We start from the raw sequence: 26,823 nt of genomic DNA on the forward strand, positions 1-26,823 counted from the left end.
CTGCGGCGACTGGCAACGGTTGCAGGCGCGACCGATCGAGTGCGGTGCGGAAGCGGTCGGCGAGGGCGTCGTGTCGGGACTGAAGTCCCTCCCACAGGAGGCGGCGCATGACTTCGGGCGCGCTGTTCGGCGCGCATCGCACCCATCCGTGATCCGTCGTGTTCGTCCTGCCACGGCGCGACCGAGCGCGGTGTTGCGGAGATCGGTAAGGACAGCGCGTCGGGACTGAAGTCCCTCCCACATGGGCGCCGGCCTTCGGGCTGGCCCTCGACCTGCGGTTAGCGCTCTGGCGCCTGCAGCAGCGGCGAGTCCGGCGGCAGATGCATGCGCAGGCGCCCGGGCACGCAGTCGATGCGGAAGTGGCGCGAGGTTTCCGGCTCGCCGTCCAGATTCAGGGTCAGCGGCTGCGCCGCCTCGATCCGCAGCCACGGCAGGCGCGCGCGCACCGCCACCCGCTCCAGCGCGGCCTGCTTGCCGGACGTGACCAGGGTGCCCAGGGTCGCGGCGACCTCGCCGGTCAGCTCCGGCACCAGGGTCAGGTCGAGCAGGCCGTCGTCGAGCAGCGCGTCCGGGCACAGCACCTGGCCGCCACCGGCCTGGCGGCCGTTGCCCAGGCCGAGCGCGATGAAATCGCCTTCCCAGGCAAAGTCCGGCCCTTCGAAGCGGGCCCGGATCGGATCGATCCGGCCCAGCCGGCTCATGCCGGTGACCAGGTAGGCCAGCCCGCCGAGCATCTTCTTCAGGCCTTCGTCGGTCTCCACCGTGACCTGGGTGCCGAAGCCGCCGCTGGCGACGTTGGCGCACCAGTGCGGGCCGTGCTCGGCCTCGATGCGCAACAGGTCGATCGGCTGCGCCGTGGTGCGGGCGATCAGCTCCAGCGCCTCCAGCGGCGGCAGCGGGAGGCCGGTGGCCGTGGCGAAATCGTTGGCCGTGCCCAGCGCCACCAGGCCCAGGGCCGGCAACGCCGCGGCCGGTTCCTGGCGATGCGCCAGCGCCGTGGCGACCTCGCTGAGGGTGCCGTCGCCCCCGGCGGCGACGATGCACGCAGCACCATCGGCCACCGCTTCGGCCACGTAGCGCTCGGCATCGCCCTGCTCCCAGGTCACCCGCACCTGCAGCGCCACGCCGCGCGTACGCATGGCCATGACCGCCTCGCGCAACGCCTCGTCGCCGGCCGATTTGCCGTTGAGGATCAGACGCCAATGCGCTGCAGCCATGCGAACCATCCCGGGGTGAGGCGCCCAGGCTAACGGGCGCGGCATGCGCGATGCGTGAATCCAGGCGGGTGCGCTGTCATACGCACGTCACCGTGCGTCCGGAACATGGAAGGCCATAGCAAGGAAGACGGATGGAGGCAGGATCAGCCTCCGATTTCTCTCCCAGGGGCCGCACCGGCGACGGTGCGGTTCTTTTCTTTTGGCCGTCCGGCGCCGCTCAGCCGGCCGCGAACCTGGCCAGCGCCTCGCCCTGCAGGCGGTAGACGGTCCACTCGTCCTGCGCGCGGGCGCCGACCGCTTCGTAGAAGTCGATCGCCGGCTGGTTCCAGTCCAGCACCGACCATTCGAAGCGGCCGCAGCCCTCGGCCACCGCCTGCCGCGCCAGGTGCTGCAGCAGCGCCTTGCCGGCGCCCACGCCGCGGTGCGCCGGGTCCACGTACAGGTCTTCCAGGTACAGGCCGTTGCGGCCGAGCCAGGTGGAGTAGTTATAGAAATACACCGCGTAGCCGATCGGCTGGCCGTCGGCCTCGCAGATCAGCGCCTGCGCGCGGGCATCAGCGCCGAACAGGGTCGCGCGCAGGCCGGCCTCGTCGGTCTGCACCGCGTCCTCGGCGCGCTCGTAGCGGGCCAGGTCGCGGATCAGGCGCAGGATCAGCGACGCATCGTCGGCCACCGCCGGGCGGATGTGCAGCGCCGCCATCTCAGCGCCCCGCCACCGCGGCGCGCATCTGCGTGATCACCTCGGCGTAATCCGGCGCGTTGAAGATGGCCGAGCCGGCGACGAAGGTGTCGGCGCCGGCGGCGGCGATCGCGGCGATGTTGTCCGGCTTGACCCCGCCGTCGATCTCCAGCCGGATCGGCTTGCCGCTGGCGTCGATGCGGGCGCGGATCGCGCGCAGCTTGTCCAGCGCCGAGGGAATGAAGGCCTGGCCGCCGAAACCCGGGTTGACCGACATCACCAGCACCAGGTCCAGCTCGTCCAGCACCCAGTCGAGGATGTCCACCGGGGTGGCCGGGTTGAGCACCAGGCCGGCCTTGCAGCCGTGCGACTTGATCAGCTGGATGCTGCGGTGCACGTGGCGGCTGGCCTCGGGATGGAAGCTGATGATGCTGGCGCCGGCCTCGGCGAAATCCGGGATCAGCCGGTCCACCGGCTCCACCATCAGGTGCACGTCGATCGGCGCGGTGACGCCGTGCTTGCGCAGCGCCTGGCAGACCATCGGGCCGATGGTGAGGTTCGGCACGTAATGGTTGTCCATCACGTCGAAGTGGATCCAGTCGGCGCCGGCGCGCAGCACGGCATCCACTTCCTCGCCGAGGCGGGCGAAATCGGCGGACAGGATGGACGGGGAGATGATGCAGTCGGACATGGCGGGATCTCAGCGCTTGCGCAGGGTGCGGATACGGTCGTAGGCGGTGTTGAGCTGGCTGGCCTTCTTCTCGGCGCGGGCGCGCAGCTCGGGGCTGGCGCTGGCGACCTTGTCGGGGTGGTACTGGGACATCAGCCGGCGATAGGCCAGTTCGATCTCGGCGTCGGTGGCGTCGCGGGTCAGGCCCAGTTCCCGGTAGGGATCCTCGCGCTGGGACAGCTTGAACCAGTCGGCGTCGAAGGCGTGCCCGATCAGCAGCCCGATCAACGCGCCCAGCACCGGCGTGGGCCGCAGCAGCAGGGCCCCGGCGATGGCGCCGAGCAGTTTTCCGTACCAGGGCATGGGGCAAGGGCGGGCGCGGCGTCAGGGCCGGCCATTTTACGGCACAGCGGGGCATTCCGGCCGTACACTACGCGGCCCGCCGTCCGCCGCGGGCCCGCCGGGTCCCGGGACGGTCGCCATTGCGAAGTCCGTAGGAGTGCCTGTGTCCACCACGCTGTTGCAATCCGATCTGCCCGGCCTGCCCTTGCGCCACCGCGGCAAAGTCCGCGACGTGTTCGATATTCCCCGCGAGCGCCTGCCGGCCGATGCGCCGCCCGGCGACTACCTGCTGATGGTGGCCACCGACCGCCTCTCCGCCTTCGACGTGGTGCTGCCCGACCCGATCCCGGGCAAGGGCGAGATGCTGTGCCAGGTCTCCAACTTCTGGTTCAAGAAGACCGAGCACCTGATGCCCAACCACCTCACCGGCATCGACGTGGCCGCGGTGCTGCCCGAGGGCGTGGACACCGCGCTGTACGCCAAGCGCGCGGTGGTGACCCGCAAGCTCAAGCCGGTACCGGTGGAGGCCATCGCCCGCGGCTACCTGATCGGCAGCGGCTGGAAGGACTACCAGCGCACCGGCAAGGTCAGCGGCATCGAACTGCCCGACGGCCTGCGCCAGGCCGAGAAGCTGGCCGAACCGATCTTCACCCCGTCGACCAAGGCCGCCGTCGGCGACCACGACGAGAACATCGACTTCGACGCCATGGTCAAGACCGTTGGCGCCGAACTGGCCGAGCGCGTGCGCGACGCCACCCTGCGCATCTACCGCTTCGCCGCCGACTTCGCCGCCGAACGCGGCATCCTGCTGGCCGACACCAAGTTCGAGTTCGGCACCGACGCCGACGGCCGCCTGTACATCATGGACGAGATGCTGACCCCGGACTCCTCGCGCTACTGGCCGGCCGACCAGTACGAAGTCGGGACCAGCCCGCCGAGCTACGACAAGCAGTTCGTGCGCGACTACCTGGAGACGCTGGACTGGGGCAAGACCGCGCCCGGCCCGCGCCTGCCGCAGGACGTGATCGACCGCACCCGCGCCAAGTACGCCGAGGCGCTGCAGCGGCTGGCGGGGATTTCGGTCGACTGAGTGTGGGGCCGCGCGCCGGATGCCCGGCGCGTCACGGGTGGTCGCGGAAGGCGGCCACCTTGCGGGCACCGACCGCCATGCCCGCCGCTTCACGACCCGGAGCATCCTGGCCGGCTAGACTCCGGCACCCGCGCGAGCGCTCGTGCGCGCGACCCGATCAGGAGGATCCGTTGGCTAGTTCGCCCCCGCTTTTTGCAGCCCTCACGCTTGTCATGGCGCTGGCTGCCTGCAGCCCTAGGCAGACCGATGCGTCGACAACCGCAAGTCCCGCCGCTGACGCATCCGCTCGCACTGCATCTTCGGACAAGGCCGCCCCCGTTCGCGCGTCCACCGCATCGCAGACGGCCCATCAGGATGACGGCGTTGCAGCACTGGCCGAGTCCTTGCACCTTCGTTGTGAGAATGCGGCCAAGGGCAACGGCTGCGTAGCGGGCAACATGGACGCTGGCGATTTCTACGACGTCGACGTGTCTCCAGACTGTGGCGCAGACGGAAACTTCGCAGGCGTGGCCGAACGCGACGCGACACTTCTGGATGCCCTACCCGTCACCGGCAGCAAGGTGCAGGTCACCGCCAAGCTTTCGGATGGACAGTTCGTCTGCATTCTGGCGAACGCGCATGCGGGTCAACAGGCAGCCTACTACTACGTGGTCGCCGTCCCTCCCGCCAGCGTCGGCGCATGCAACGGCAAGCCCATTTGCAATCAGTATGGCGAGCGCCCAATCGACTTCGTGACACAGCGCAAACAGGGCAAACACTGCACCATTGCAGGCAATGCGCGTCCTGAAGGCGATTGTGCGCAAGGATGGATCGAACCGCGGAAGCTGGATGTGTTCTCGAATGGACTGTGATCCTTTCGCCACGCTGCTTACAGCCCTGACGTTCGCTGCCGGTAGATCCCCGACAATGTCCCGGTTCGGCTTCACGACATGATGATCCTGGTGAACTAAACTCACCCGCCCGAAGGGCGATTGCCCGCTCGACCCGATCAGGAGGATCCGTTGGCTATCGCACGCCCCATTCTGACGTCCCTGGCATTGGCCGCGGCCCTGGTCGCGTGCAAGGTGCAACCGGCTGGCTCCACGGTGGCCGCGGCGACGGCCGCGCCCACGCAGGCCGCACCTGCCGCAGCCGCCCCGCGTTGCCAGGACGCCGATTTCGATGCCTTCCTCAAGCGCTTCAGCGCCGACATCGCGGTCCAGGAGAAGGCGACCGCCAACCCGTTGACGATGATCCACATCGACCCGGACGCGCAGCCGGAACCGGCGCCGGTGACCCGCAACGTGCCCCTGGCCGAGGTCGAATGGCCGGTGATCCCGAACCTGGATGCGGCCCGCAAAGGCGGACGCGAGGTCGTGGTGACGCAGAACGCCGAGGGCCGGCAAGTCATGGTGCGCACTCCCGATACCGGCGACCAGCAGGTCTACCAGTTCGCACAGAAGCCGTGCTGGACGCTGGTGAAGGTCGACGATCAGGCGTTGTAGTCGCGGCCCCAGGAGACCCGCATGGATGCTTATTCGCCAGCGCAACGCCGTTCCACCTATCGCGCCACAAACGTCCGCCGTCTATCCAACACTCGCGCCCAGAAACTGCGGAGCAGTACGTATATGCCCGCCTCACTGGGTGGAAATTGAACCTAAAAGAGGAATTCGCGTGCATTTCCTGAAGTTCTCTTCGCCTCTCCTCGCCCTGGCATTGGTAGCCTGCGGAGGTGCGCCCGCGGACGGCAAGTCTGCCGACATGCGAGACACCCCGCAGCAGTCTCCCTCCCCTAGTCAGCAAAACCAGGGGCAGAACGCCACCGCCAACCAGCAAGGGAGTGCTCCTGTGCAAAATGTCGCATCCTTCGTTCCTGCTGGCATGGAGGCCGTGGACACGCTCCGGGGCGACCTCACCGGCACCGGTCGGTCAGATGCATTACTGGTCGTTTCCCCCCCATCGCCCGCGGGCGAGAAGTTGGGTCAGGGCGCGCCAAGAACGGTGATCCTGCTGACCCAGAATGAACGTGGAGAGCTGCACAAGGCCGCGGAGAATGCGCATATCGTCCCATGCGCGAACTGCGGCGGCATGGCCGGCGATCCTTATGCGTTTTCGCGGATCGAGAAAGGGCAATTCACCATCTCCATCTCGGGCGGCTCGCGCGAGCGCTGGGCTGACGACTTCACTTTTCGCTATGCGCCTGACAGCAAAACCTGGCTGCTGGACAAGGTGGTACGCGAACTCACCGATACGCAATCAGAACAACATAAGCAATTGGAACTGACGGCCAAAGATTTCGGGCAGGTGGCATTCGCGGATTTCGACCCCGCCAAGCTACCCAAGGTCGCCCCACTGGAAGAGGGCGCACCAGACAAGAATTAAAGGGAAGTAATGGTTTCCGCGGACATGGATGGTCCGTCCATCACGTTGCTGAGAAATGAGGAGCTACACCATGGCAACAGACAGAGAGAACCAGATGCTCCGCGCCGCCTACGCGGCCGGCATCACACAGCCCAGGGAACTGGCGAATTTCATGGCGCAGGTGGGCCATGAGTCCGGCGGACTTTCCAGGCTTGAGGAAAGCTTCAATTACACCAAGGGAATCGGACAGATCACGGCCAATGTGCGTTCTGCGTTGCGCGAAGGGCCGGAGGCGCTCGAAAGCGCGCGCGTCGAGGCGCTCAGGGGACGACCCGAACGGCTCGGCGAACTCATGTACGGCAATCGACGGGATCTCGGCAACGATCAGCCGGGAGACGGCTATCTGTATCACGGCCGTGGCTACATGCAATTGACCGGCAAGGCGCAGTACCGCGCGGCTGGCGAGGCGTTGGGGCTGGATCTGGTCAATCGGCCAGAACTGGCATCTCAGCCCGAGAACGCCTCGCGCATCGCCACTTGGTACTGGCAGCAGAAAGTTCCCGAGGAACAGCGCAACAGCGTCCAAAACGCGGGTGCCACCATCAACGGCGCCAACCCACCGAACGGCCTGGCGGATCGCGAGAGGCGTTTCGAACACTGGCAACGAACGCTGACACCCGAGTTGATGCAGAACCTGGCAGCGGGACGGCTGGGTGAGCCCGTGGCTGCACCCACGCAGGGCCATCGTCCGGCGACCGCCAACGCAGGGGCGTCTCACAGCAACTTCCAGCAGACGATGGAACGCATGCTGCCCAGCCAGGGCAAGGTCGATCCGCACATCACCGGGCACTACGGCGAACAGCGCGCCCGCGGCCCGCACGGCGGCACCGACTTCAACTACGAAGGCGGCCAGACCGGCATCAACCGGCAGCACCCGACGGTGCACGCACCGATCTCCGGCACGGTGACCTTCTCCGGCGGCCAGTACGGCACGGTGAAGATCCGCGACGCGCAGGGCAACTCGCACGAAATCCTGCATCTGGATTCACGCTCGGTGAAAGAAGGCGATACCGTGCGCGCCGGCGATCCGATCGGCACCATGGGCGGACGCGGCCCGAATGGGGCGAACCAGTACGCGCAGCACGTGCATTACCAGATGCACGATGCGAATGGGAAAGCCGTCAGCCCGGAGACGTGGTGGAACCGCGGCCAGCAGGTCGACGCGTCTGCGCGCGATCAGGCCCAGCGCGGCAACGGCACGCTGCGTCAGGGCGACCACGGCTCGGAAGTGCGCGAGTTGCAGCAGCACCTCAATCGCCTCGGCATCCGCGACGCGCAGGGCCGCCCGCTGGCCGAGGACGGCCGCTTCGGCGACAACACCCACGAAGCGGTAACGGCCCTGCAGAAACAGCGCGGCCTCACCCAGGACGGCATCGTCGGCCGCGACACCCGGGCCGGGCTGGCCGCCGCCGAGCAGGCCCAGGCCAAGCCGGCGAAAGGCCCGCAGCTCGGCGAGCCGGGACATCCGGATACGCCGCTGTACGACAAGATGCGCACGGAGGCCGATCGCGCCGCCAAGCAGGCCGATCCGCAACACGCCAAGCTGTCGAACGAAGCCGTGGCCAACCTGACCCTGCAGGCCAAGCAGGCCGGGATCGACCACCCGGACAAGCTGAAGGAAGTCAGCATGCGGGGTGAAACGGCCTTCGTCGCCGGGACCACGCCGGGCTTCCGTGCGGTGGTGGATCTGCAGCAGCAAGCACCGCCGCTGGAGCAGACCAGCGCACAACTGGCTCGCCAGTCCGCGCAGCAGCAGGAGTCGGTGCAGCGGGAGCAGCAGCAGGAGACGAACAAGAGCATGGCCCGCGCCTGAGTCGCCAAGCCGTGGCGGGGCGATCGTGCCGACAGCGCGATCGCCCCCGATCGGCGACGCCACCGCGTGCCTGCGCTGACCGGTCGTGCGGCGTCCGACGCATCTCAGACGCCGTTCGTCGAAACGAAGCGAGCACCTCTCATCCCCCTGCATCCGGCACGATCGAACCGGATGCACGTTGCCTTGCGGGAGCGACGGGATGTTCCCGGCAAAGCCCGTCGCGGCTGAAGCCGCTCCCACAGGACATTTCCCAACGTTCCTGGAGGCTCCGAAAGGTCGCTCCGCTGGGCACGGCCTCATCTGCGCTGCGCTGGGCGAGGACATGGACGGTGTCGGGCGCGACCAGCAAGCGGGCAAGGCGCCGTGCTGCGGGCAATCGCTGCCTGCGTTGCCGGATCCACGGCGCGGTGTCTCCGCATCGCGCCGGCGATGGCGCTATGCTGGAGCGGTTCCTGGGAGGGAAGATGGATACCACCGCCTACGCGCGCCCGATCGACCGCTATTTCGCCAGCTATTCCGACGATCACCGCAATGCCGCCAACCAGCGCATCCACGTGGTCGCGGTGCCGGCGATCCTGTGGTCGGTGGTGGCCCTGCTGTGGTGCATCCCGGTCGGCGGCACCTGGTTCCAGAGCGGGCTGTGGGCGGCGCTGGGCATGTTCGCGGCATGGATGTACTACAACCGCCTGTCGCGCCCGCTGGGCTACGGCATGCTGGCGGCGTTCTTCTTCTGCGGCTGTCTGTGCCGGCTGCTGGAGGCGCACCTGGGCCTGCAGGGGCTGCTGTGGCTGGCGATCGGCGTGTTCGTGGTGGCCTGGATCGCGCAGTTCATCGGACATGCGCTGGAAGGCCACCGACCCAGCTTCCTCACCGATCTGACCTATCTGCTGATCGGCCCGGCCTGGGTGCTGGCCAAGCTGTACCGGCGCATGCACTGGCGCTACTGAGCGCGGCCAGCACCACCACCGCGCATCGCCAGGCGGACGCAGGCGCTGCCGGAATTCCTCCACCCGCCGCGCCTACGCGCTGTTCGCATCGCGCCAGCGAGGACGCGACGCCGTGTCAGCCGTGCTGCGCCGTGTCCCCGGCCTCCAGGCCCAACATCGCCGCATCCGGCGCGAAGGCGCGCGGCGCGTAGCCGAAATCCTGCTGCGCCGGTTGCAGGTCGAATGCCAGGTCCTCGCGCATGCGCTGCAGCGCGGCGCGGTTCATGCCCTGCAGGCGGCCGCAGGCGTGGGCCAGCGTCAGCGCCAACGCGAACGCCGCATGTGGCAGCGATAGCAGCCGCGCCGGCGGCCGCAGCGCGGCCAGCACCCGCCGCACCATCTCACGGTAGCTGAGCGTCTCGCCGCCACCGAGGGCGTAGCTGCGCCCGTGCGTGGCCGGGTGCGCCAGCACCGCCAGCGCCGCGTCGGCCAGGTCCTGCACGTGCACCGGCTGGCGCAGGCCGCTGGCGCTGCGCGGCAGCACGAACCAGCCGGTGCGCCGCGCCAGTGCCGCGATCGCGCTGAGGGTGCGGTCGCGGCCGGCGCCGTAGACCAGGGTCGGCCGCAACACCGTCGCCGCCGCGCCGCGTTCGGCGGCCACCGCGAACACGATGGCTTCGGCCTCGCGCAGGCGCCGGGCGACGTCGCGTTCGGCGGCGTCCAGCGAGTCGCGCTTGACCTCCAGGCTGGTGGAGCCGAAGGCGACCACGCGCGAAGCGGCGACGGGGGCGCGCCGATACCAGTCGGCGAAAGCGTCCAGCGGCCCGCAACTGAACACCACCTCCGCCGCCACCGGTGGCGCCTGCAGCGCACTGAGTTCGCCGGCATGCCAGTGCAGGCCGGGATGCGCCGCGCGCGCCTGCCGGGAGTAGGCGTGCACCTCCCACCCGTCGGCCAGCAGGCGGTGCAGCAGGCGCTCACCGATCTGGCCGCTGCCGCCGAACACCAGTGCGATGCGCGGTGGCGCGACGGTCGTCGGAGAAGCGGAGGCAGCGGCGAGCGAATCGGTCATCGGCACAGGATAGTGCGTACGCCGCCGTTTGCGGCTGGGATCACGCGGCATCCGCACGCTGCACGGCATGCGACGGCCGGTGGAAGCGGACAAGGCGACACGTGGCGCGGACACACGCAGCCGCCAACGATCGCCAAGCGCACCGGCGACCTGGTACGGCCGCACGCACCAGCACCCGGATGGAGAGCGACGCGCGACGCGCTGGAGAACCCGCTCACCCACGGCGATGCTTGCGCCACACGCGAGCGCGCGCCGCGCATGGCGTGTGGCGCATCGCGCAGCGCCAGCGTTCGATCACTCCCCTCCCACCCGCACTCGCAAGCGCATCACCTGCGCACCGCTACGCTGTCGGCATGACCGTGCACGCCTTCCGTTCCCGCGCCGGCCACCGCCGTGACGCGCCTGTTACACTCGGGCTCCTGCTCGCGAATCTCGTATTCCCTGCATGATCCCAGCCCTCGACCTCCTGCTGGCCTTGCCGTTTCTGATGGCGGCGGCCGTCGTCGCCCTGCGCCACCGCTCACGCGCCACCCTGGCCTGGGCCGCGGCGCTGGCGCCGTTGGCGGGCCTGGCGGTGCTCGGCGCGCTGACGCCCACGGTGCTCGAAGGCGGCATCGTCCGTGCCGACCACGCCTGGCTGCCGCAGATCGGCCTGCAGTTCTCGCTGCGCCTGGACGGCCTGGCCTGGATGTTCGCCGGCCTGGTGCTGGCGATCGGCGCGCTGGTGGTGATGTACGCGCACTACTACCTGAGCCCGCGCGAGAACGCCGCGCGCTTCTACGCCTACCTGCTGCTGTTCATGGGCGCGATGCTGGGCATGGTGATCGCCGGCAACCTGTTGCTGCTGATGGTGTTCTGGGAACTGACCAGCATCAGTTCGTTCCTGCTGATCGGCTTCTGGTCGCACCGCCAGGATGCGCGCGACGGCGCGCGCATGGCCCTGGTGATCACCGGCGGCGGCGGCCTGGCGCTGCTCGGCGGCGTGTTGCTGCTCGGGCGCATCGTCGGCAGCTACCAACTCGACGCGGTGCTCGCCGCCGGCGATGCGATCCGCGCCAGCGCGCTGTATCCGTGGGCGCTGGGGCTGATCCTGCTCGGCATCTTCACCAAGAGCGCGCAGTTCCCGTTCCATTTCTGGCTGCCGCACGCGATGGCCGCGCCCACCCCGGTATCGGCGTATCTGCACTCGGCGACGATGGTCAAGGCCGGGGTGTTCCTGCTGGCGCGGCTGCATCCGGCGCTGGCCGGCAGCGACCTGTTCTTCTACACGGTCAGCGGCATCGGCGCGGTGACCCTACTCACCGGCGCCTGGTTCGCGATCTTCCAGCACGACCTCAAGGGCCTGCTAGCGTATTCGACGATCTCGCACCTGGGCCTGATCACCATGCTGTTCGGGCTGTCCACGCCGATGGCGGTGGTGGCCGGCGTGTTCCACATCCTCAACCATGCGGTGTTCAAGGCTTCGCTGTTCATGGCCGCCGGCATCATCGACCACGAAACCCACACCCGCGACATGCGCCGGCTCGGCAACCTGCGCCGCTGGATGCCGATCACCAGCGCGCTGGCGATCACCGCCTCGCTTTCGATGGCCGGCATCCCGCTGCTCAACGGCTTCCTGTCCAAGGAGATGTTCTTCGCCGAGGCGCTGGGCGCCGACGGCCCGGCGGCGATGCGGGTGTTCACCGCGACCTCGGCGCTGCTGGCCGGCGTGTTCGGCGTGGCCTACAGCCTGCGCTTCGTCTACGAGACCTTCTTCGGCCACGGCCCGCGCCGGCTGGAGACGATGCCGCACGAGCCGCCGCGCTGGATGAAGATTCCGGTGGAGATCCTGGTGCTGGTGTGCGTGGCGGTCGGCATCGTGCCGGCGCTGACCGTGGCACCGGTGCTGCGCAGCGCCGCCGGCGCGATCCTGGGCAACGCCCTGCCCGACTACAGCCTGGCCGTCTGGCACGGCTGGAACGCGCCGCTGGCGATGAGCATCGCCGGCGTGGTCGGCGGCGTGGCGCTGTATTTCGGGCTGCGCCGGCTGACCGCGCTGTACACCGAGGTGCGCCGCTCGCTGGGCAAGCGCGTGTTCCACTGGCACGTGCAGACCCTGTTCGGCGTGGCCGCACGCTTTACCCGCCTGCTCGCCAACGGCCGCCTGCAGCGCAGCCTGCGCTGGCTGGTGCTGGCCGCGGTGGTCGTCGTGGCCGCACCGCTGCTGCAGGCGCCGCCGCTGTGGCAGCAGTGGCCGGCGCCGCAGGGCATGCCGTTGCTGGGTTGGGGCCTGTGGCTGCTGATCCTCAGTTGCGCGCTGTCCACGCTGTTCCTGTACCGGCAGCGGCTGCTGGCGGTGCTGGTGCTGGGCGGCAGCGGCCTGGGCGTAAGCCTGGTGTTCGTGTTCCTGTCGGCGCCGGACCTGGCGCTGACCCAGTTGCTGGTGGAGATGGTGACCCTGGTGCTGATGCTGCTGGGCATGAACTACCTGCCCAAGGCCTCGCCGCCGGAACCGCGGCGCTGGCGCCGCTGGCGCGATGCGGCCCTGGCGATCGTCGCCGGCGGCGGCATGGCGCTGCTGGCGTATTCGGTGATGACCCGGCCGGCGACGACGATGGCCGGCGAGCTGCTGCAGCGCGCGCTGCCCGAAGCCTACGGCCGCAACGTGGTCAACGTGATCCTGGTGGACTTCCGCGGCTTCGATACCTTCGGCGAGATCACCGTGTTCGGCATCGCCGCGCTGGTGGTGCATGCGCTGCTGCGGCGCGCGCGGATGGCACCGGAGAAGGTGATGCCCGGGCCGCCGATCAAGCTGCCGGTGCCGGCCGACCTGGCGCAGCTGATGTTCCCGCTGACCCTGACCGTGTCGATCTTCCTGTTCCTGCGCGGCCACAACGCGCCCGGCGGCGGCTTCATCGCCGGGCTGGTGCTGGCGGTGCCGCTGCTGATGCAGTACGTGATCCAGGGCGCGGCCTCGGTGGAGTCGCGCTTCGGCTTCGACTACATCCGCTGCATCGGCCTGGGTCTGCTGCTGGCCACGCTCGGCGGCATGGCCTCGATGCTGTTCGGCGTGCCGTTCCTCACCAGCGGCCATCTGGATCTGCAGTTGCCGCTGATCGGCACGGTCCCGCTGGCCAGCGCGCTGGTCTTCGATACCGGCGTGTATCTGGTGGTGTTCGGCGGCACCATGCTGACGCTGTCGATGATGGGCACGATCAAGCCCTCGCGTACCCGCGACTCGCAGCGCGGGCAGATCGACCCGACGCGGCGTTCGCCCATCACCGGGGAGATGCACTGATGGAACTGGCACTGGCGAGCGCGATCGGGGTGCTGACCGCGGTGGGCGTGTATCTGCTGCTGCGCGCGCGCAGCTTCGACGTGATCCTGGGCATGACCGTGCTGTCCTACGCCACCAATCTGCTGATCTTCGCCGGCGGCCGGCTGGTGCAGGGCAAGGCGCCGGTGCTGCGCGACGGCATCGCCCCGACCCTGGCCGAGCACGCCGATCCGCTGCCGCAGGCGCTGGTGCTGACCGCGATCGTGATCGCCTTCGCGATGACCGCGGTGAGCATCGTGCTGGCGATGCGCAGCCGCGGCGACAACCACAGCGACCACGTCGATGCGCGCCCGGACCCCGATCCCGCCGACGGGGAGGCGCCATGACCCATCTGCTGATCCTGCCGATCCTGATCCCCTTGCTCGGCGCGGCGCTGTCGCTGTTCGCCGAGCACCGCCGCTACGGCCGCAAGGTGCGCCGCGCGGTGGCGTGGACCGCGATGACGGCGCTGGCCGCGGCGGTGCTGGCGCTGTGCGTGCAGGTGAGCGACGGCCAGGTCCATGCCTACCTGCTCGGCGACTGGCCCTCGCGGCTGGGCATCGTGCTGATGGCCGATCGCCTGTCGGCATGGATGCTGGCGACCACCACCCTGCTCGCCGGCGCCTGCCTGCTGCACGCCTGCGCCGGCTGGGACCGGCGCGCGCCGCATTTCCATGCGCTGTTCCAGTTCCAGCTGGTCGGCCTCAACGGCGCGTTCCTGACCGGCGACGTGTTCAACCTGTTCGTGTTCTTCGAGGTGATGCTGATCGCCTCCTACGGCCTGCTGCTCAGCGGCGGGCGTGGCCTGCGCCTGCGCGTGGGCTTCCACTACGTGGTGTTCAACGTCACCTCCTCCACCGTGTTCCTGATCGCGCTGGGCCTGCTGTACGCGCTGCTCGGTTCGTTGAACATGGCCGAGCTGTCGCAGCGCGTGGCGCAGGCGCCGCCGCATAACGTGGCGCTGATCAAGGCCGCGTTCGGCCTGTTGCTGCTGGTGTTCTGCGCCAAGGCCGCGCTGCTGCCGCTGTACCTGTGGCTGCCGGAAACCTATGCGCGCGCGCCGGCGGCGGTGGCGGCGCTGTTCGTGATCATGACCAAGGTCGGCCTGTACGCGGTGCTGCGGGTGAGCACGCTGATCCTCGGCAGCCAGGCACAGGCGCTGGACGGCTATGGCCGCGACTGGCTGCTGTGGCTGGGCCTGGCGACGCTGCTGCTGGCCGCGCTGGGCGTGCTGGCGGCGGTGCGCCTGCGGGTGCTGATCGGCTACCTGGTGATCGTGTCGGCGGCGACGCTGTTCGTGGCCTTCGCGCTGGACTCAGCCGGCACGCTCGGCGCCGGGCTGTATTACCTGGCGCACAGCAGCTTCGTCGCCGCGGCGCTGTTCATGATCGCCGACCTGATCCGGCGTCGCCGCGGCGGCGCCAGCGACCGCAAGGAGATCATCGCGCCGCTGCCGGGCAAGACCGTGCCCGGCGTGCTGTTCCTGATCGCGGCGATCTCGGTGGCCGGGCTGCCGCCGCTGTCCGGCTTCCTGGCCAAGGTGGCGATCCTGAGCGCGACGCCGGGCGGGCTGACCGCGCCGGTGTGGGCCGCGGTGCTGCTCAGCAGCCTGATGGTGATCATGGGCCTGACCCGCGGCGGCGTGCGCCTGTTCTGGCGCGTGCCCGGCGACCAGGACACGGCCGAGGACGGCACCGTGGAATTGCCGCGCCCGGCGCCGCGCAAGGCGCCGGCACGGCCGCTGGAAACCGCCGCCACCGTGCTGCTGCTCGGCTACGGCGTGGCGATGACCGTGGCGGCCGGGCCGCTGCTGCGCTACAGCGAGGCCGCCGCCGCACAACTGCTGCACCCGGCCGACTACACCACCCAGCTGCGCGGCACCGCGCCGATCCTGCGGGAGCCCTGACATGTCCGCCCGTCCCTGGTCGCGCCGTCTGTTCCCGTCCTGGCCGCTGAGCCTGACGGTCACCGCGTTCTGGCTGCTGATGAGTGACAGCTTCAGTCTCGGCCAGGTGCTGCTGGGCGCGGTGCTGGGCGTGGCGGTGCCGCTGTTCGCCGCGCGCCTGGACCGCGAGTTCGCGCGCATCGGCTCGCTGCGCCCGGTGCCGAAGATGCTGTGCGTGGCGGCCTGGGACATCGTGCGCTCCAACGTGGTGGTGGCGCTGCAGGTGCTCGGTCCGGAGAAACGCATCCACCCCGGCTTCATCTGGGTGCCGCTGGACATCGCCAACATCCACGGCATCGCCGCGCTGACCAGCATGATCACCCTGACCCCGGGCACGGTGTCGGCGGCGCTGTCGGACGACCGCAAGTACCTGCTGGTGCACGTGCTGCACCTGGACGATGCCGAGACCGTGATCCGGCAGATCAAGACGCGCTACGAAGCGCCGCTGATGGAGATCTTCCCATGACCAGCCACATGTTCATCGAGACCACGATCGTCGTGTGCATGCACGTGGTGGCGCTGGCGATGCTGCTGGCGCTGTGGCGGCTGCTGCGCGGGCCGACCGTGCCCGACCGCATCCTGGCGCTGGACACGCTGTCGGTGACCGCGATCGCCGAATTGATGCTGTTCGGCATGTACCTGGATTCGCCGGTGTATTTCGAGGCGGCGCTGATCATCGCCATGCTCGGCTTCGGCAGCACCGTGGTGCTGAGCAAGTTCGTGCTGCGCCGGGACATCGTCGAATGATCGGCGTGCTGCAGGTCGGGCTGTCGCTGCTACTGATCGTCGGCTGCTTCTTCATCCTGGTCGGGGCGCTGGGGCTGGTGAAGCTGTCGGACTTCTTCAAGCGCCTGCACGCGCCGACCAAGGCCAGCACCCTGGGCGTGGGCTGCGTGCTGCTGGCCTCGGTCGGCTACCACCTGTTCCTGGGCCAGGACCCGCAGCCGCGCGAGTTGCTGATCACCGCGTTCCTGTTCATCACCGCGCCGATCAGTGCGCACATGATGGCCAAGGCGGCGCTGTCGCTGATGCTGGAACAGCGCCCGCAGGTGCCGGGCAGCGACCACGCCGAGCAGGAAGGGCTGCCGCCGCCGGAGCAGCCGGAGGAGCGCTGAGCGCGCGGGTCTGCGTAGAAGCGGCTTTTCCGATTCCCGATTCCCGATTCCCCACTCTCGGCACTCACGCCACCAACGCCAACTCCAGTCCCACCCACGCCAGGAACGCCACCAGCAGCACCGCGCCCTCGCCGCGACTCAACCGCATGCCGCCGCGCAGCATCGGGTACAGCACCGCCGCCAGCGCGATCGCTGCCGGCAGTTCCAGGCGCACGAACGAGGCCGGCAACGGCAGCGGCCGCAGCGCCGCCATGCCGCCGATCACCACCAGCAGGTTGAACAGGCTCGAGCCCAGCACATGGCCGACCACCATGTCGCCCTGGCCCCGGCGCGCGGCGGCCACCGCGGCCGCGGCTTCCGGCAGCGCGGTGCCGATCGCCACCGGCAGCAGGCCGACCAGCAGCGGCGACAGGCCCCAGGCCGCACCCAGCCGCGGCGCGTGTTCCACCACCAGATTGGCGCCGGCGTTCAACAACACGAGAGCGATCAGCAGGCGCAGCAGATTCAGCACCAGCCCGGTGCGGGTCACCGCGTAGCCGGACACGCCGAGCTGGCGCGCGGCCGGTTCATGCCGCGCGCGCAGCAGCAGGAAGGCGACCACGCCGACGAAGGCCAGCAGCAGCGCCACGCCCTCAGCGCGCGAGATCGCGCCATCCAGGCCGAAGCCGATCAGCGCCAGCGTCGCCAGGGTCAGCAGCACCAGCAGTGGCGGCAGCAGGCGCGTGCGCAGCAGCAGCGGCGCCGCCAGCGCGGCCAGGCCCAGGGTCAGGCCGAGATTGGCCAGGTTGCTGCCGATCGCGTTGCCCAACGCCAGGTCCTGCGCGCCGGCGGCGTAGGCGCGCGCGTTGACCGCCAGTTCCGGCAGCGAGGTGCCGAAGGCCACCAGCAGCAAGCCGGCCACGAACGGCGAGGCGCCGCAACGCTGCGCCAGGCCGGAGGCCGCCTTCACGATCGAGTCCCCGCCCAGCGCCAGGAACGCCAGCCCCAACAGCACCAATCCGATCGCACCGGCCATCGCCGACTCCCTGCCCGCAAGATGCGGCGATTCTATGCGCAGCGCCGATGACGCCGCCGTGGTCGTGCCTGCCCGGCCATGGCACGCTGCGGCGGCCAGTCCCGCGCGCAACCCGCCGCCACTGCACTGCGTTCATGCCCGACCGTGTCTGCTAGCGCCTGCCGCGCGCCCGACCGCGTCCCTCCCCTCGCCTTCGCCACAGGAGCCGCCCCATGTCCCGTCCCGATCCCACGCCGCCGCCGCGGCGGCCCTGGCTGGCGCTGGCCGGCATCGCCGCGATCGCCGCGGCACTCGCCGCCGCCTTCGCCTGGAGCGCCGGCTGGCTCGGCGGCCCGCAGCGGCTGACCGCGCAGCGCATGACCGACGCCATCGAAGCCGGCGGCCCGCCCCATCCGGGCTTCCGCCGTGCGCACAGCAAGGGCGTGTGCGTCAGCGGCCATTTCGAGGGCAACGGCCAGGGCAGCGCGCTATCCTCGGCGCGGGTGTTCGCGCAATCCTCGGTGCCGGTGCTGGGCCGCCTGTCGATCGGCGGCGGCGACCCGCATGGCGCCGACGGCGCCGCCCGCGTGCGCAGCATGGCGCTGCAGTTGCGCAGCGACGACGGCCAGGAATGGCGCACGGCGATGAACAGCTTCCCGTTCTTCGTGGTCGCCAGCACCGAGGGCTTCATGGCGCAGACGCTGGCCGCGCGGCCGGATCCGGCCACCGGCAAGCCGGACCCGGCGAAGATGGCGGCGTTCCTGCAGCGCTATCCGGAAGCGAAGAAGTTCCAGGAGTGGGCCAAGACCGCACCATGGTCCAACAGCTGGGCCAACACCCAGTACAACGGCGTCAACGCGTTCCGCTTCACCGCCGCCGACGGCAGCACGCATGCGGTGCGCTGGTCGATGCGCCCGCAGACCCCGTTCGCGCCGCTGTCGGCCGAGCAACGCGCCAAGGCCGACGCCGACTTCCTCAGCGAAGACCTGCAGGCGCGGCTGGCGCGCGGTCCGCTGCGCTGGGATCTGGTACTGACCGTGGCCGCGCCCGGCGACCCGGTCGACGATCCGTCGCAGCCGTGGCCGCAGGACCGCCAGCAGGTGGTCGCCGGCACCCTGGTGCTGGACCATGCCGAGCCGCAGGCCACCGGGCCGTGCCGCGACCTCAACTACGATCCGCTGATCCTGCCGCACGGCATCGCCGGCTCCGACGATCCGATCCTGGCCGCGCGCTCGGCGGTGTATTCGCAGTCCTTCAACCGCCGCGAGCGCGAGATCGCCCGCGGCCAAGCGCCCGACGCCACCGGTAAGCCGCACGGAGGTGCGCAATGAACCGCGACGACCGCTCCACCCACTTCAACCTGCTCGCGCGCGTGCTGCACTGGCTGATGGCGGCGATGATCCTGACCATGCTGTTCGTCGGCGTGGGCATGGTCGCCTCGGTGTCGCAGCGGCCCTGGCTGCTGAACCTGCATCGCCCGCTGGGCATCGCCATCCTGTTGCTGGCGCTGGTACGCCTGGGCAACCGCCTGCGGCACCGGCCGCCGCCGCTGCCGGCCGACCTGCCGCGCTGGCAGAAGGCCGCCGCCCACGCCTCGCACTGGCTGCTGTACGCGCTGATGCTGGCGATGCCGCTGCTCGGCTGGTCGATGCTCTCGGCCGGCGGCTACCCGATCGTACTGTGGCCGGGCGTGCAACTGCCGCCGATCGCCCCGCACAGCCCGACGCTGTACGCCGGGTTGCGCAGCGCGCACGGCTGGCTGGCCTACCTGCTGTTCGCCACGGTGCTGGCGCACCTGTGCGCGGCGCTGTTCCATGCCTGGGTGCGCCGCGACGGCGTGTTCTCGAGCATGGCGCGCGGCGCGGCGACGCCTGCAGCGCCACGCGACAAGGCGTAGTCCACCCGACGACGCGACACGCGGGGCGCAACGCGTGCGTCCCGCGCTGCGCACGCTAGCGCCGTCACGCGCACGTCGATTCGGCCAGCGCGGTACGGCCTGTCTCACGGGAGACGCTACGCGTTTGTGTCGCCCCGACATGGTCCCGGCCCCGGGCCGCCGTTACACTTGTCGGCGGACGGGCGCGCTGGTCAGCGCTTTCGCGCGCTACCGCCTGTCGCCGGCCTTCTCGGTGCAGCTCAACCTCAACAACCTGCTGGACAAGCGTTACTACGCGCAGATCTACGGCTACGGTGCCTGGGGCGAACCGCGCAACGGCACGCTGAGCTTCAGCTGGTCGTTCTGAGCCGGCAGGCCGCGCGCGGGTGCTGACGCTGGCACGGCCGCGGCGCAGGCGCGCGACCGCGGCACTGCATGCACGGGATGGAGGCGGCCTAGGCCTCGGCGATGCGCAGCGGTGCGTCGCCAGCGGCAGCGACCCGGTTGCGGCCGCTGCGCTTGCCGCGGTACAGCGCCGCATCGGCGCAGCGCAGCAGCTCCTCGGTGCTGCGGCCGTGGTCCGGATAGGCGGCCACGCCGATCGACACGGTCACCGGCGGCAGCGCCTGACCCTGGTGCTGCACCTGCAGGTTCGCCACCGCGGCGCGGATCTGCTCGGCGCGGCGCTGCGCCACGTCGGCGGCGGCGCCCGGCAGGATCACCGTGAACTCCTCGCCGCCGTAGCGGCAGGCGATGTCCTCCGGCCGCACCAGCCCGGCCAGCAACTGACCGAACGCCGCCAACAAGGCATCGCCGCCGGCGTGGCCGAGGCGGTCGTTGAGCGCCTTGAAGTGGTCCAGGTCCAGCATCATCAGCGCCAGCGGCTGGTCGCGTCGCTCGCAGCGCGCCAGTTCGCGCACCAGCGACTCTTCCAAGTAGCGGCGGTTGTACAGCCCGGTCAACGGATCGCGGATCGACTGCGTGCGCAGGCGCTGGCGCAACTGCAGGTTGTGCAGCGCCATCGCCAGCTGTTCGGCCACCACCTCGACCAGGGGCAGGCGTTCGAGCAGGGCCGGATCGCGGCTGGACAGATGGATCAGCCCCAGCGGCTCGCCCTGCACCATCATCGGCACGCAGGTGCCATGGCGCGCCACGCCGGCGGCGTGCGCGCAGGCCGGCGCGGCACCGGGCCGCTGGATCTGGGTGGCGCGGCTGCGCAGGCCTTCGCAGCCGCTCAGCGACAGCGACGGCGCGCACACCGCATCCTCGCCCCAGTGCGCGACGCAGACCGCCTGCTCGCCCGCCGCGTCGGTGCAGTACACGCTGCAGCCGGCGTCGCCGAGCAGGCGCTCCAGCGCCTGCCGCGCGACCTCCACCGCCTCGTCCTGCTGCACGCAGCTCTGCAGTCCGCGGCTGCAGCGGTTGAGCGTGCGCAGATCCTGTTCGGTGCGCTGCATCTGCTGCACGGTGCCCACCAGCAGCGCATTGGCATGGTGACCGCGCTGCTCGGCCTGACTGCGGCGGCCGATCTCGCGGCGCAGCAGCAGGTACAGGCCCAGGGTCAGCGCACACACCGTGGGGATGCCGATCACCGCCAGCCGGCGCAGCAGGTCGGCGTTGGCGGCGGTGGAGCGGGCGCTGCTGGCCAGCGCCGCGCGCTCGCTGCGCACCAGGCTGTCGGTGTTGCGCCGGATCGCCTGCGACATCAGACGGCCCTGGCGGGCGCGCTCCGGGTCCGGCTTGCGCATGCCTGCCGCCCTGCCCTGGAAGCGGGCCACGGCGAGCGCGCTGTCGCGTATGCGCGCCTCGATCTGCGCCTGGACCTCCTGCAGCCGCTGCTGCTGCGCGGGGTTGCCCTGCAGCAGCGTGGCCAGTTGCTGCAGCCGCGGCGGCAGCGCGCGCTGGCACGCCCGGAAATCGGCCAGGTGTTCGCGGCTGTCCAGCAGCAGGAAGCCGCGCAGCGAGGCATCGCAGTCGGCGAGGTTCAGCTGCAGGCCGTTGATCTCGGCAATGACCCGGTGGCTGCGCTGCACCGCGGCCGCATCGGCGAGAAAGCGCTCGCTGCCCACCAGCACGCCGCCACTGATGCCCAACAGCAGCAGCAGGGCCAGCGGCACGCCATAGCGGTTGATCGTGGTGGAGGGCATGGCGTTGGCCAATGGGAGGAAGGAAGGCCGCGCGCGCCCTGCACTGCGCCGCGCAGTCAAGCGCAGGGAGCCATGCAAGTTTCAGGCCGAACCGCGCGCCGCGTCACAGCCAGCCCTTCTGCCGGGCCAGCCGCGCCGCCTCGATGCGGTTGCCGACCCCGAGCTTGCCGATCGCCTCGGACAGGTAGTTGCGCACCGTGCCCGACGACAGCCCCAACTGCGTGGCGATGTCGCCGGCCGAGGCGCCCTCGCCGGCCAGACGCAGCACCTGGCGCTCGCGGTCGTTGAGCGGGTCGGCCTCGGACCAGGCTTCCAGCGCCAGTTCCGGGTCGATCGCGCGGCCGCCGCGATGCACCTGGCGGATCGCCTCGATCAGCCGCTGCGGCGGCGCATCCTTGAGCAGGTAGCCGCCGACCCCGGCGTCCAGGGCGCGGCGCAGGAAGCCGGGGCGGGCGAAGGTGGTGACGATGATGACGCGCACCGGCAGTTGCTGGCGCTGGATGCGCTGGGCCAGCTCCAGGCCGCTGAGGCCGGGCATCTCGATGTCGGTGACCAGCAGGTCCGGCGCATGCGCCTGCAGCGCGCGCCAGGCGGCTTCGCCGTCGGCCGCGCTGGCGACCAGGTCGAGATCCGCTTCCAGGCCCAGCAGTGCGCCCAGCGCACCGCGCACCATTGCCTGGTCCTCCGCCAGCACTAAACGAATCACGGCACCCCCCGGTCCTTGTCGGCCCATTGTAGTGCCCGGGCCGGGCCGGCGCTCAGCCGAGCGCGGCGTCCTGGTCCACCGGGGACTGCATCCGCGCCGCCGGCGCGGCGTCCGCCATCGCCGCCTCGACCCGCGGCAAGGGCGCGGCGGCGACCAGGCAGGTGCCCAGGCCGCGCTCGGAGGCGATGCGCAGGCTGCCGCCCACCGCCTCCAGCCGCTCGCGCATGCTGCTCAGCCCGGTGCCCGGCTGCAGCGCGCCGCCACGGCCGTCGTCGCGCAGTTCCAGCAGCGCCTGGCCGCGCTCGCACCACAGCCGCAACTGCGCGTGGCTGGCACGCGCGTGGCGCTGGATGTTGGTGGCGGCCTCGCGCAGCACCAGCGCGAACACCGTCTCCAGCTGTGGGCACGGCGGCAAGGCCTCGACCTGGTAGCGGAAGCTCACCCCCGACGACTCCAGCAGCAGCTTGGCCGAGGCGATCTCCGCCGCCAGCTGCGCCGCGCGGATGCCGCTGACCGCACGCCGCACCTGGCTCAGCGCCTCGCGTGCCACCTGGCCCACTTCCTCCATCTCGCGCTGCGCCGCGGCGGCGTCATGCGCGAGCAGGCGCGTGGCCAGGTCCGACTTCAGCGCCACCAGCGACAACGTGTGGCCGAGCAGGTCGTGCAGGTCGCGACCGATGCGCTCGCGCTCGGCCACCGCCGCCAGGCGCCGCACTTCCTCGTGGCTCAGGCGCAGCTGCGCCTCGCCGCGCGCACGGCGCTCGAAGCTGATGTTCATCAGCCCCACCGACAGGCCGACCACCATCGCGCTGACCATGTACAGCGGCGACCAGCCGCGCATCGTCCAGGCCAATGCGAACGAGGCCAGCACCAGCAGCATCGCCGCCACCGCCCGCTTCGGCTCGAAGCAGAACGCCAGGAAGGCGCAGGCATAGATGATGTAGCACTGCGCGCCGGGGTTGTACGGCAGCACCACGAACGCCAGCGCCGCCATGCCGGCCACGCACCAGGGCAGGTAGCGCCGGTGGCGGTAGTAGGCCACGTAGTACAGGGCCAGGAACATCAGATAGCTGGCCAGCGTCGGCGGGAACCAGTTGCGGAAGTAGTACGGTTCGTAGAGCGGAGTGACGAACAGCCAGATCGACCACACCAGCGACAGCCACACGAACCAGTGGGTGCTGGACTTGGCCGAGCTCCAGCCGATGCGGCGGGCGATCAGCGAGTCGGGCGATGCGTGCAGCAAGGCGATCACGTCGGGCTCCCAGGGCGGCACGGCCGCCGCAGCGCATAGCTTAGCGAAGGCACCGGCGCGCGAAACCGCGCGGCGACGCCGGGATCGGCACGGCGCACCATCAGCCGCGACGCAGGCGCCGCTGCGCCAGTGCGTAGAACACCACCGTCACCGCCAGCAGCGCGATGACATGGCCGGCACTGCCGTGGCCGTCGCCCTGCCCGACCACGCGCAGCGCCATCTGGCCCAGGTGATACGACGGCCACAGCGGCGCCAGCGTGGTCAGCCACGCCGGCAGCAGCTGCAGCGGGATCCACAATCCCGACAGGAACGCCATCGGCAGGTAGATCAGGTTGACCAGCGCCGGTGCGCCGCTGCCGCCGGCGTAAGCGCCAAGCGCCAGCCCGATCGCGCAGAACGGCAGCGTGCCCAGCACGTCCACCAGCAGCAGCCCGATCCGCTGCGCCGGCGTCAGCATCACCCCGCCGAGCAGCGCGGCCAGCGCCTGCAGCAATATGCCGATCGCCAGCGCGAAGGCCATCGCCAGCGCGGTGCGCGCCAGCAGCAGGGCCAGCGGCGGCACCGGCATCGCCCGCTTCAGCGCGAGCAGGCCGCGCTCGCGGTCCAGGGCCAGGCCGACGCCGAACCCGAACAGGGCCGGCGCCATCACCCCGAACACGCTGTAGCTGGCCATCAGGTACACCGCCGCGTCGTGGCGCCCATGATTGAGCAGCACGCCGAACAGCAGGTAGAACAACGGCGGGAACAGCAGCGTCGGCAAGGCGAACGACGGCGTGCGCAGCCAGCGCAGCACCTCGTAGCGGATCTCGCGCAACAGCAGCGCGCCCTGGTCGCGCAACGACCAGGCGGCCGCCGGGGAAGCAACGGACAGATCGATCGGATTCATGCGGCCTCCGCACGGGTGATGGCGAGAAAGGCGTCGGCGAGGCCGGCACGGCGCACTTCCAGCGCCGTCAGCGCCGGATCGCCGGCGAGCAGCCGCGCCACCACCGGCTCGGCCGGCTCGGCGACCACCTCCAGCACCCCGTCGCGGCTCTCGGCGCGACGCACCTGCGGCCACTGCGCCACCTGCGCCGCCGGCAGCGCGCTGCGGCAGCGGATGGTGCATTGTTCGAAGCGCGCACGCAGTTCGGCGACGCTGCCCTCGGCGATCAGCGTGCCGCGCTGCAGCACCGCCACCCGGTCGGCCAGCGCCTCGGCCTCTTCCAGATAGTGCGTGGTCAGCAGCACCGCGCAGCCGTCGGCGACCAGCTCGCGGATCGCCCGCCACAGGCCCTGCCGCGCCTCGATGTCCAGGCCGGTGCTGGGCTCGTCCAGGAACAGCACCCGCGGCCGCCCGCAGATCGCCATCGCGAATTGCACGCGGCGCTGCTGGCCGCCGGACAGTTGGCCGTAGCGGCGTGCCATCAACCCGTCCAACCCGGCCAGCGCCACGCAGTCGGCGACGCTGCGCGGCTGCGGGTAATAACCGCGCGCCTGCAGCAGCAGTTCGCCCACGCGCAGGGTGTCCGGCAGCCCGGCGGTCTGCAGCATCGCCCCGGCCTGGCGGCGTGCGGCCAGCGCCCGCGGATCCTGCCCGCACAGGCGCACGCTGCCGGCGTCGGGCGTCTGCAGCCCGAGCAGCAGGCTCACCGCGGTGCTCTTGCCGGCGCCGTTGGCGCCCAGCAGCGCCAGCAACTGGCCGGGCCGCAGCTGCAGGTCGACGCCGTCGAGCGCGACCAGCGTCCCGTAGCGCTTGTGGACGCCGCTGAGCTGCGCCAGCGGCAACGCATCGTGATCGGGCATGGGACACTCCGGTGCTGGCAGGGAGTGCCTAGGCTGCGCCGCGGCGGAGTCGCCGCCCAGTGCGGCGCGTCAGCTGCAGTGGATGACATCTGTCACTGGCAGCCCCCGCACGATTGCCGCATGCTGCGATCCACGCCGAGGGGCGGCGTTCTCCCGCTACAGCGCATCGCAGAAAGTGACTTCCGGCCATGCCCACAGCGGCCGGTGGCTCGCACACTGCAGCGCGCCGACCGTTTCGTTCAAGGACACGATGAGTACTTCCTCCGACCTGCTCAAGGAACTCCGTATCGACCGCAAGGCGCCGCCGAGCGAGCCGCCGTCGCGGCGCGGGCTGTGGATCGCCGTGGTGCTGCTGGTGGTGCTGCTCGCCCTGGGCGCCGGCGGCTGGTGGCTGTTCGGCCGCAGCAAGCCGCTGGAGGTGCGCACCGCCGCGGTGGTGGCGATCGCCCCCGGCAGCAGCAGCGCCTCGGTGCTGGACGCCAGCGGCTACGTGGTGGCGCGGCGCATGGCCACGGTGTCGGCCAAGATCACCGGCAAGGTCCGCGAGGTGCGCATCGAGGAAGGCATGCGCGTGCAGGAAGGCCAGGTGATGGCGACGCTGGATCCGATCGACGCCAACGCGCAACGGGTGCTGTCGGCCTCGCAGCTGGAGGCGGCGCGCAGCCTGGTCGCCAACATGCAGGCGCAGGTGCGCCAGGCCGATGCCGACGCGCAGCGGCTGCAGACCCTGGCCGGCCAGCAACTGGTCTCGCGCTCGCAGTACGAGCAGGCGGTGGCGCAGCGCGATGCCCTGCGTGCGCAGTTGCAGAACGCGCAACGCAACGTGGCGGTGGCCGGCAACCAGTTGTCGATCTCCGATCTCAACGTGGACAACACCATCGTGCGTGCGCCGTTCTCCGGCGTGGTCACCGCCAAGGCGGCGCAGCCGGGCGAGATCGTCTCGCCGCTATCGGCCGGCGGCGGCTTCACCCGCACCGGCATCGGCACCATCGTCGACATGGATTCGCTGGAGATCGAGGTCGAGGTGGGCGAGTCCTACATCGGCCGGGTCAAGCCGGGCATGCCGGTGGAGGCCACGCTCAACGCGTATCCGGACTGGAAGATCCCGGCCGAGGTGATCGCGATCATCCCCTCCGCCGACCGCGGCAAGGCGACGGTGAAGGTGCGCGTGGCACTGAAGCAGAAGGACGCGCGGATCGTGCCGGAGATGGGCGTGCGGGTCAGTTTCCTGGAGGCGCCGCAGCCGCAGGCGCAGCACACGCCGCAGGGCGTGCGGGTGCCGGGCGCGGCGATCGTCAAGCGCGCCGGCCAGGACGTGGCGTTCGCGGTCAAGGAGGACAACACGGTCGAGCAGCGCGCGCTGAAGACCGGCATCGCCCTGGGCGACGACCGCCAGGTGCTGTCCGGCCTGTCCGCCGGCGACACGGTGGTGCTGGATCCGCCGGAGGCCTTGCATGCGGGCATGCAGGTGAAGACGGCGGAGGCCGCTGCGCAGTAGT

General features: G+C 70.5%; 26 protein-coding genes and 1 pseudogene. 16 read left to right on the plus strand and 11 right to left on the minus strand.

Going from position 1 to position 26,823, the window contains the following annotated elements; all coding sequences use genetic code 11:
- Window positions 1-278: 278 nt before the first annotated feature.
- The 4 genes from yegS to SLW55_RS05390 form a co-directional block, all read right to left on the minus strand.
- Window positions 279-1,217, minus strand: a complete 939-nt coding sequence (gene yegS, locus SLW55_RS05375) for a lipid kinase YegS (RefSeq protein ID WP_267098778.1) — start codon at window positions 1,215-1,217, stop codon at window positions 279-281.
- 217 nt (window positions 1,218-1,434) lie between these two features.
- Window positions 1,435-1,917 carry a GNAT family N-acetyltransferase gene (locus SLW55_RS05380; protein WP_267098779.1) on the minus strand — a complete coding sequence of 161 codons (483 nt, stop codon included), beginning with the start codon at window positions 1,915-1,917 and terminating at the stop codon, window positions 1,435-1,437.
- Window position 1,918: 1 nt separating this feature from the next.
- On the minus strand, window positions 1,919-2,587 hold the full coding sequence (gene rpe / locus SLW55_RS05385) for a ribulose-phosphate 3-epimerase (protein ID WP_152236626.1): 669 nt from the start codon (window positions 2,585-2,587) through the stop codon (window positions 1,919-1,921).
- 9 nt (window positions 2,588-2,596) lie between these two features.
- Window positions 2,597-2,929, minus strand: a complete 333-nt coding sequence (locus SLW55_RS05390) for a DnaJ domain-containing protein (protein ID WP_010341396.1) — start codon at window positions 2,927-2,929, stop codon at window positions 2,597-2,599.
- A gap of 142 nt (window positions 2,930-3,071) precedes the next feature.
- On the opposite strand from SLW55_RS05390, the gene SLW55_RS05395 reads away from it, so the two are divergent.
- From SLW55_RS05395 to SLW55_RS05420, 6 genes are all read left to right on the plus strand, one after another.
- Window positions 3,072-3,998, plus strand: coding sequence for a phosphoribosylaminoimidazolesuccinocarboxamide synthase (locus tag SLW55_RS05395; RefSeq protein ID WP_209030213.1), 927 nt, complete (start codon window positions 3,072-3,074; stop codon window positions 3,996-3,998).
- Window positions 3,999-4,168: 170 nt separating this feature from the next.
- Window positions 4,169-4,849, plus strand: a complete 681-nt coding sequence (locus tag SLW55_RS05400) for a hypothetical protein (RefSeq protein WP_320744783.1) — start codon at window positions 4,169-4,171, stop codon at window positions 4,847-4,849.
- 150 nt (window positions 4,850-4,999) lie between these two features.
- On the plus strand, window positions 5,000-5,482 hold the full coding sequence (locus SLW55_RS05405) for a hypothetical protein (RefSeq protein ID WP_267098781.1): 483 nt from the start codon (window positions 5,000-5,002) through the stop codon (window positions 5,480-5,482).
- Between the two features lie 343 nt (window positions 5,483-5,825).
- On the plus strand, window positions 5,826-6,359 hold the full coding sequence (locus SLW55_RS05410) for a hypothetical protein (RefSeq protein WP_152239025.1): 534 nt from the start codon (window positions 5,826-5,828) through the stop codon (window positions 6,357-6,359).
- A 70-nt stretch (window positions 6,360-6,429) separates the two neighbouring features.
- Window positions 6,430-8,211, plus strand: a complete 1,782-nt coding sequence (locus tag SLW55_RS05415; RefSeq protein ID WP_320744784.1) for a peptidoglycan-binding protein — start codon at window positions 6,430-6,432, stop codon at window positions 8,209-8,211.
- A gap of 464 nt (window positions 8,212-8,675) precedes the next feature.
- Window positions 8,676-9,158 carry an Mpo1-like protein gene (locus SLW55_RS05420; protein ID WP_152236627.1) on the plus strand — a complete coding sequence of 161 codons (483 nt, stop codon included), beginning with the start codon at window positions 8,676-8,678 and terminating at the stop codon, window positions 9,156-9,158.
- Between the two features lie 115 nt (window positions 9,159-9,273).
- Here the strand turns inward: SLW55_RS05420 and SLW55_RS05425 are convergent, their stop codons facing one another.
- On the minus strand, window positions 9,274-10,209 hold the full coding sequence (locus SLW55_RS05425; RefSeq protein WP_295910041.1) for an NAD-dependent epimerase/dehydratase family protein: 936 nt from the start codon (window positions 10,207-10,209) through the stop codon (window positions 9,274-9,276).
- 445 nt (window positions 10,210-10,654) lie between these two features.
- Here SLW55_RS05425 and SLW55_RS05430 point away from each other — a divergent pair, with 445 nt between their 5' ends.
- From SLW55_RS05430 to SLW55_RS05455, 6 genes are read left to right on the plus strand one after another with little or no spacing between them, the layout of a single operon-like run.
- Window positions 10,655-13,486 carry a monovalent cation/H+ antiporter subunit A gene (locus SLW55_RS05430; RefSeq protein ID WP_295968982.1) on the plus strand — a complete coding sequence of 944 codons (2,832 nt, stop codon included), beginning with the start codon at window positions 10,655-10,657 and terminating at the stop codon, window positions 13,484-13,486.
- Window positions 13,486-13,851, plus strand: coding sequence for a Na+/H+ antiporter subunit C (locus SLW55_RS05435; RefSeq protein WP_017908199.1), 366 nt, complete (start codon window positions 13,486-13,488; stop codon window positions 13,849-13,851). Before SLW55_RS05430 ends, SLW55_RS05435 begins: the two co-directional genes overlap by 1 nt.
- Window positions 13,848-15,410, plus strand: coding sequence for a monovalent cation/H+ antiporter subunit D (locus SLW55_RS05440; protein ID WP_320744785.1), 1,563 nt, complete (start codon window positions 13,848-13,850; stop codon window positions 15,408-15,410). The genes SLW55_RS05435 and SLW55_RS05440 overlap by 4 nt, the downstream gene beginning before the upstream one ends.
- 1 nt (window position 15,411) lies before the next feature.
- Window positions 15,412-15,915 (plus strand): Na+/H+ antiporter subunit E, encoded by a 504-nt coding sequence (locus SLW55_RS05445; protein WP_010341382.1) that lies wholly within the window; start codon window positions 15,412-15,414, stop codon window positions 15,913-15,915.
- On the plus strand, window positions 15,912-16,196 hold the full coding sequence (locus SLW55_RS05450) for a K+/H+ antiporter subunit F (protein WP_017908201.1): 285 nt from the start codon (window positions 15,912-15,914) through the stop codon (window positions 16,194-16,196). The genes SLW55_RS05445 and SLW55_RS05450 overlap by 4 nt, the downstream gene beginning before the upstream one ends.
- The gene (locus SLW55_RS05455) at window positions 16,193-16,564 is read left to right on the plus strand and encodes a Na+/H+ antiporter subunit G (protein ID WP_017908202.1); all 372 of its coding nucleotides are present in this window, start codon (window positions 16,193-16,195) and stop codon (window positions 16,562-16,564) included. Before SLW55_RS05450 ends, SLW55_RS05455 begins: the two co-directional genes overlap by 4 nt.
- 64 nt (window positions 16,565-16,628) lie before the next feature.
- Here the strand turns inward: SLW55_RS05455 and SLW55_RS05460 are convergent, their stop codons facing one another.
- On the minus strand, window positions 16,629-17,579 hold the full coding sequence (locus SLW55_RS05460; RefSeq protein WP_295942839.1) for a sodium:calcium antiporter: 951 nt from the start codon (window positions 17,577-17,579) through the stop codon (window positions 16,629-16,631).
- A gap of 212 nt (window positions 17,580-17,791) precedes the next feature.
- Here SLW55_RS05460 and SLW55_RS05465 point away from each other — a divergent pair, with 212 nt between their 5' ends.
- The 3 genes and pseudogenes from SLW55_RS05465 to SLW55_RS05475 form a co-directional block, all read left to right on the plus strand.
- The gene (locus tag SLW55_RS05465) at window positions 17,792-18,889 is read left to right on the plus strand and encodes a catalase family peroxidase (protein WP_152236634.1); all 1,098 of its coding nucleotides are present in this window, start codon (window positions 17,792-17,794) and stop codon (window positions 18,887-18,889) included.
- On the plus strand, window positions 18,886-19,455 hold the full coding sequence (locus SLW55_RS05470; protein ID WP_320744786.1) for a cytochrome b: 570 nt from the start codon (window positions 18,886-18,888) through the stop codon (window positions 19,453-19,455). The genes SLW55_RS05465 and SLW55_RS05470 overlap by 4 nt, the downstream gene beginning before the upstream one ends.
- A 184-nt stretch (window positions 19,456-19,639) precedes the next feature.
- Window positions 19,640-19,801 (plus strand): annotated as a pseudogene (locus SLW55_RS05475) (TonB-dependent receptor); the annotation flags it as partial.
- Between the two features lie 88 nt (window positions 19,802-19,889).
- Here the strand turns inward: SLW55_RS05475 and SLW55_RS05480 are convergent.
- The 5 genes from SLW55_RS05480 to SLW55_RS05500 form a co-directional block, all read right to left on the minus strand.
- The gene (locus SLW55_RS05480; RefSeq protein WP_152236636.1) at window positions 19,890-21,581 is read right to left on the minus strand and encodes a diguanylate cyclase; all 1,692 of its coding nucleotides are present in this window, start codon (window positions 21,579-21,581) and stop codon (window positions 19,890-19,892) included.
- Window positions 21,582-21,684: 103 nt separating this feature from the next.
- The gene (locus SLW55_RS05485; RefSeq protein ID WP_026143841.1) at window positions 21,685-22,287 is read right to left on the minus strand and encodes a response regulator transcription factor; all 603 of its coding nucleotides are present in this window, start codon (window positions 22,285-22,287) and stop codon (window positions 21,685-21,687) included.
- A 52-nt stretch (window positions 22,288-22,339) separates the two neighbouring features.
- Window positions 22,340-23,539, minus strand: a complete 1,200-nt coding sequence (locus tag SLW55_RS05490) for a sensor histidine kinase (protein ID WP_267098787.1) — start codon at window positions 23,537-23,539, stop codon at window positions 22,340-22,342.
- A gap of 100 nt (window positions 23,540-23,639) precedes the next feature.
- Window positions 23,640-24,425, minus strand: a complete 786-nt coding sequence (locus SLW55_RS05495) for an ABC transporter permease (protein WP_267098788.1) — start codon at window positions 24,423-24,425, stop codon at window positions 23,640-23,642.
- A complete protein-coding gene (locus SLW55_RS05500) occupies window positions 24,422-25,324 on the minus strand; it encodes an ABC transporter ATP-binding protein (RefSeq protein ID WP_267098789.1) in 903 nt (300 codons plus the stop codon). The genes SLW55_RS05495 and SLW55_RS05500 overlap by 4 nt, the downstream gene beginning before the upstream one ends.
- A gap of 250 nt (window positions 25,325-25,574) precedes the next feature.
- On the opposite strand from SLW55_RS05500, the gene SLW55_RS05505 reads away from it, so the two are divergent.
- On the plus strand, window positions 25,575-26,822 hold the full coding sequence (locus SLW55_RS05505) for an efflux RND transporter periplasmic adaptor subunit (RefSeq protein WP_267098790.1): 1,248 nt from the start codon (window positions 25,575-25,577) through the stop codon (window positions 26,820-26,822).
- Window position 26,823: the final 1 nt, after the last annotated feature.

The organism is Xanthomonas sp. LF06-19 (genome assembly GCF_034105425.1).
Classification (GTDB): domain Bacteria; phylum Pseudomonadota; class Gammaproteobacteria; order Xanthomonadales; family Xanthomonadaceae; genus Xanthomonas_A; species Xanthomonas_A sontii.

Bases quoted from the DNA above. Each gene is read 5' to 3' on its own strand.
- yegS (WP_267098778.1), bottom strand. From the start codon at position 1,217: ATGGCTGCAGCGCATTGGCGTCTGATCCTCAACGGCAAATCGGCCGGC.
- SLW55_RS05380 (WP_267098779.1), bottom strand. From the start codon at position 1,917: ATGGCGGCGCTGCACATCCGCCCGGCGGTGGCCGACGATGCGTCGCTG.
- rpe (WP_152236626.1), bottom strand. From the start codon at position 2,587: ATGTCCGACTGCATCATCTCCCCGTCCATCCTGTCCGCCGATTTCGCC.
- SLW55_RS05390 (WP_010341396.1), bottom strand. From the start codon at position 2,929: ATGCCCTGGTACGGAAAACTGCTCGGCGCCATCGCCGGGGCCCTGCTG.
- SLW55_RS05415 (WP_320744784.1), top strand. From the start codon at position 6,430: ATGGCAACAGACAGAGAGAACCAGATGCTCCGCGCCGCCTACGCGGCC.
- SLW55_RS05420 (WP_152236627.1), top strand. From the start codon at position 8,676: ATGGATACCACCGCCTACGCGCGCCCGATCGACCGCTATTTCGCCAGC.
- SLW55_RS05425 (WP_295910041.1), bottom strand. From the start codon at position 10,209: ATGACCGATTCGCTCGCCGCTGCCTCCGCTTCTCCGACGACCGTCGCG.
- SLW55_RS05430 (WP_295968982.1), top strand. From the start codon at position 10,655: ATGATCCCAGCCCTCGACCTCCTGCTGGCCTTGCCGTTTCTGATGGCG.
- SLW55_RS05435 (WP_017908199.1), top strand. From the start codon at position 13,486: ATGGAACTGGCACTGGCGAGCGCGATCGGGGTGCTGACCGCGGTGGGC.
- SLW55_RS05440 (WP_320744785.1), top strand. From the start codon at position 13,848: ATGACCCATCTGCTGATCCTGCCGATCCTGATCCCCTTGCTCGGCGCG.
- SLW55_RS05445 (WP_010341382.1), top strand. From the start codon at position 15,412: ATGTCCGCCCGTCCCTGGTCGCGCCGTCTGTTCCCGTCCTGGCCGCTG.
- SLW55_RS05450 (WP_017908201.1), top strand. From the start codon at position 15,912: ATGACCAGCCACATGTTCATCGAGACCACGATCGTCGTGTGCATGCAC.
- SLW55_RS05455 (WP_017908202.1), top strand. From the start codon at position 16,193: ATGATCGGCGTGCTGCAGGTCGGGCTGTCGCTGCTACTGATCGTCGGC.
- SLW55_RS05460 (WP_295942839.1), bottom strand. From the start codon at position 17,579: ATGGCCGGTGCGATCGGATTGGTGCTGTTGGGGCTGGCGTTCCTGGCG.
- SLW55_RS05465 (WP_152236634.1), top strand. From the start codon at position 17,792: ATGTCCCGTCCCGATCCCACGCCGCCGCCGCGGCGGCCCTGGCTGGCG.
- SLW55_RS05470 (WP_320744786.1), top strand. From the start codon at position 18,886: ATGAACCGCGACGACCGCTCCACCCACTTCAACCTGCTCGCGCGCGTG.
- SLW55_RS05480 (WP_152236636.1), bottom strand. From the start codon at position 21,581: ATGCCCTCCACCACGATCAACCGCTATGGCGTGCCGCTGGCCCTGCTG.
- SLW55_RS05495 (WP_267098788.1), bottom strand. From the start codon at position 24,425: ATGAATCCGATCGATCTGTCCGTTGCTTCCCCGGCGGCCGCCTGGTCG.
- SLW55_RS05500 (WP_267098789.1), bottom strand. From the start codon at position 25,324: ATGCCCGATCACGATGCGTTGCCGCTGGCGCAGCTCAGCGGCGTCCAC.
- SLW55_RS05505 (WP_267098790.1), top strand. From the start codon at position 25,575: ATGAGTACTTCCTCCGACCTGCTCAAGGAACTCCGTATCGACCGCAAG.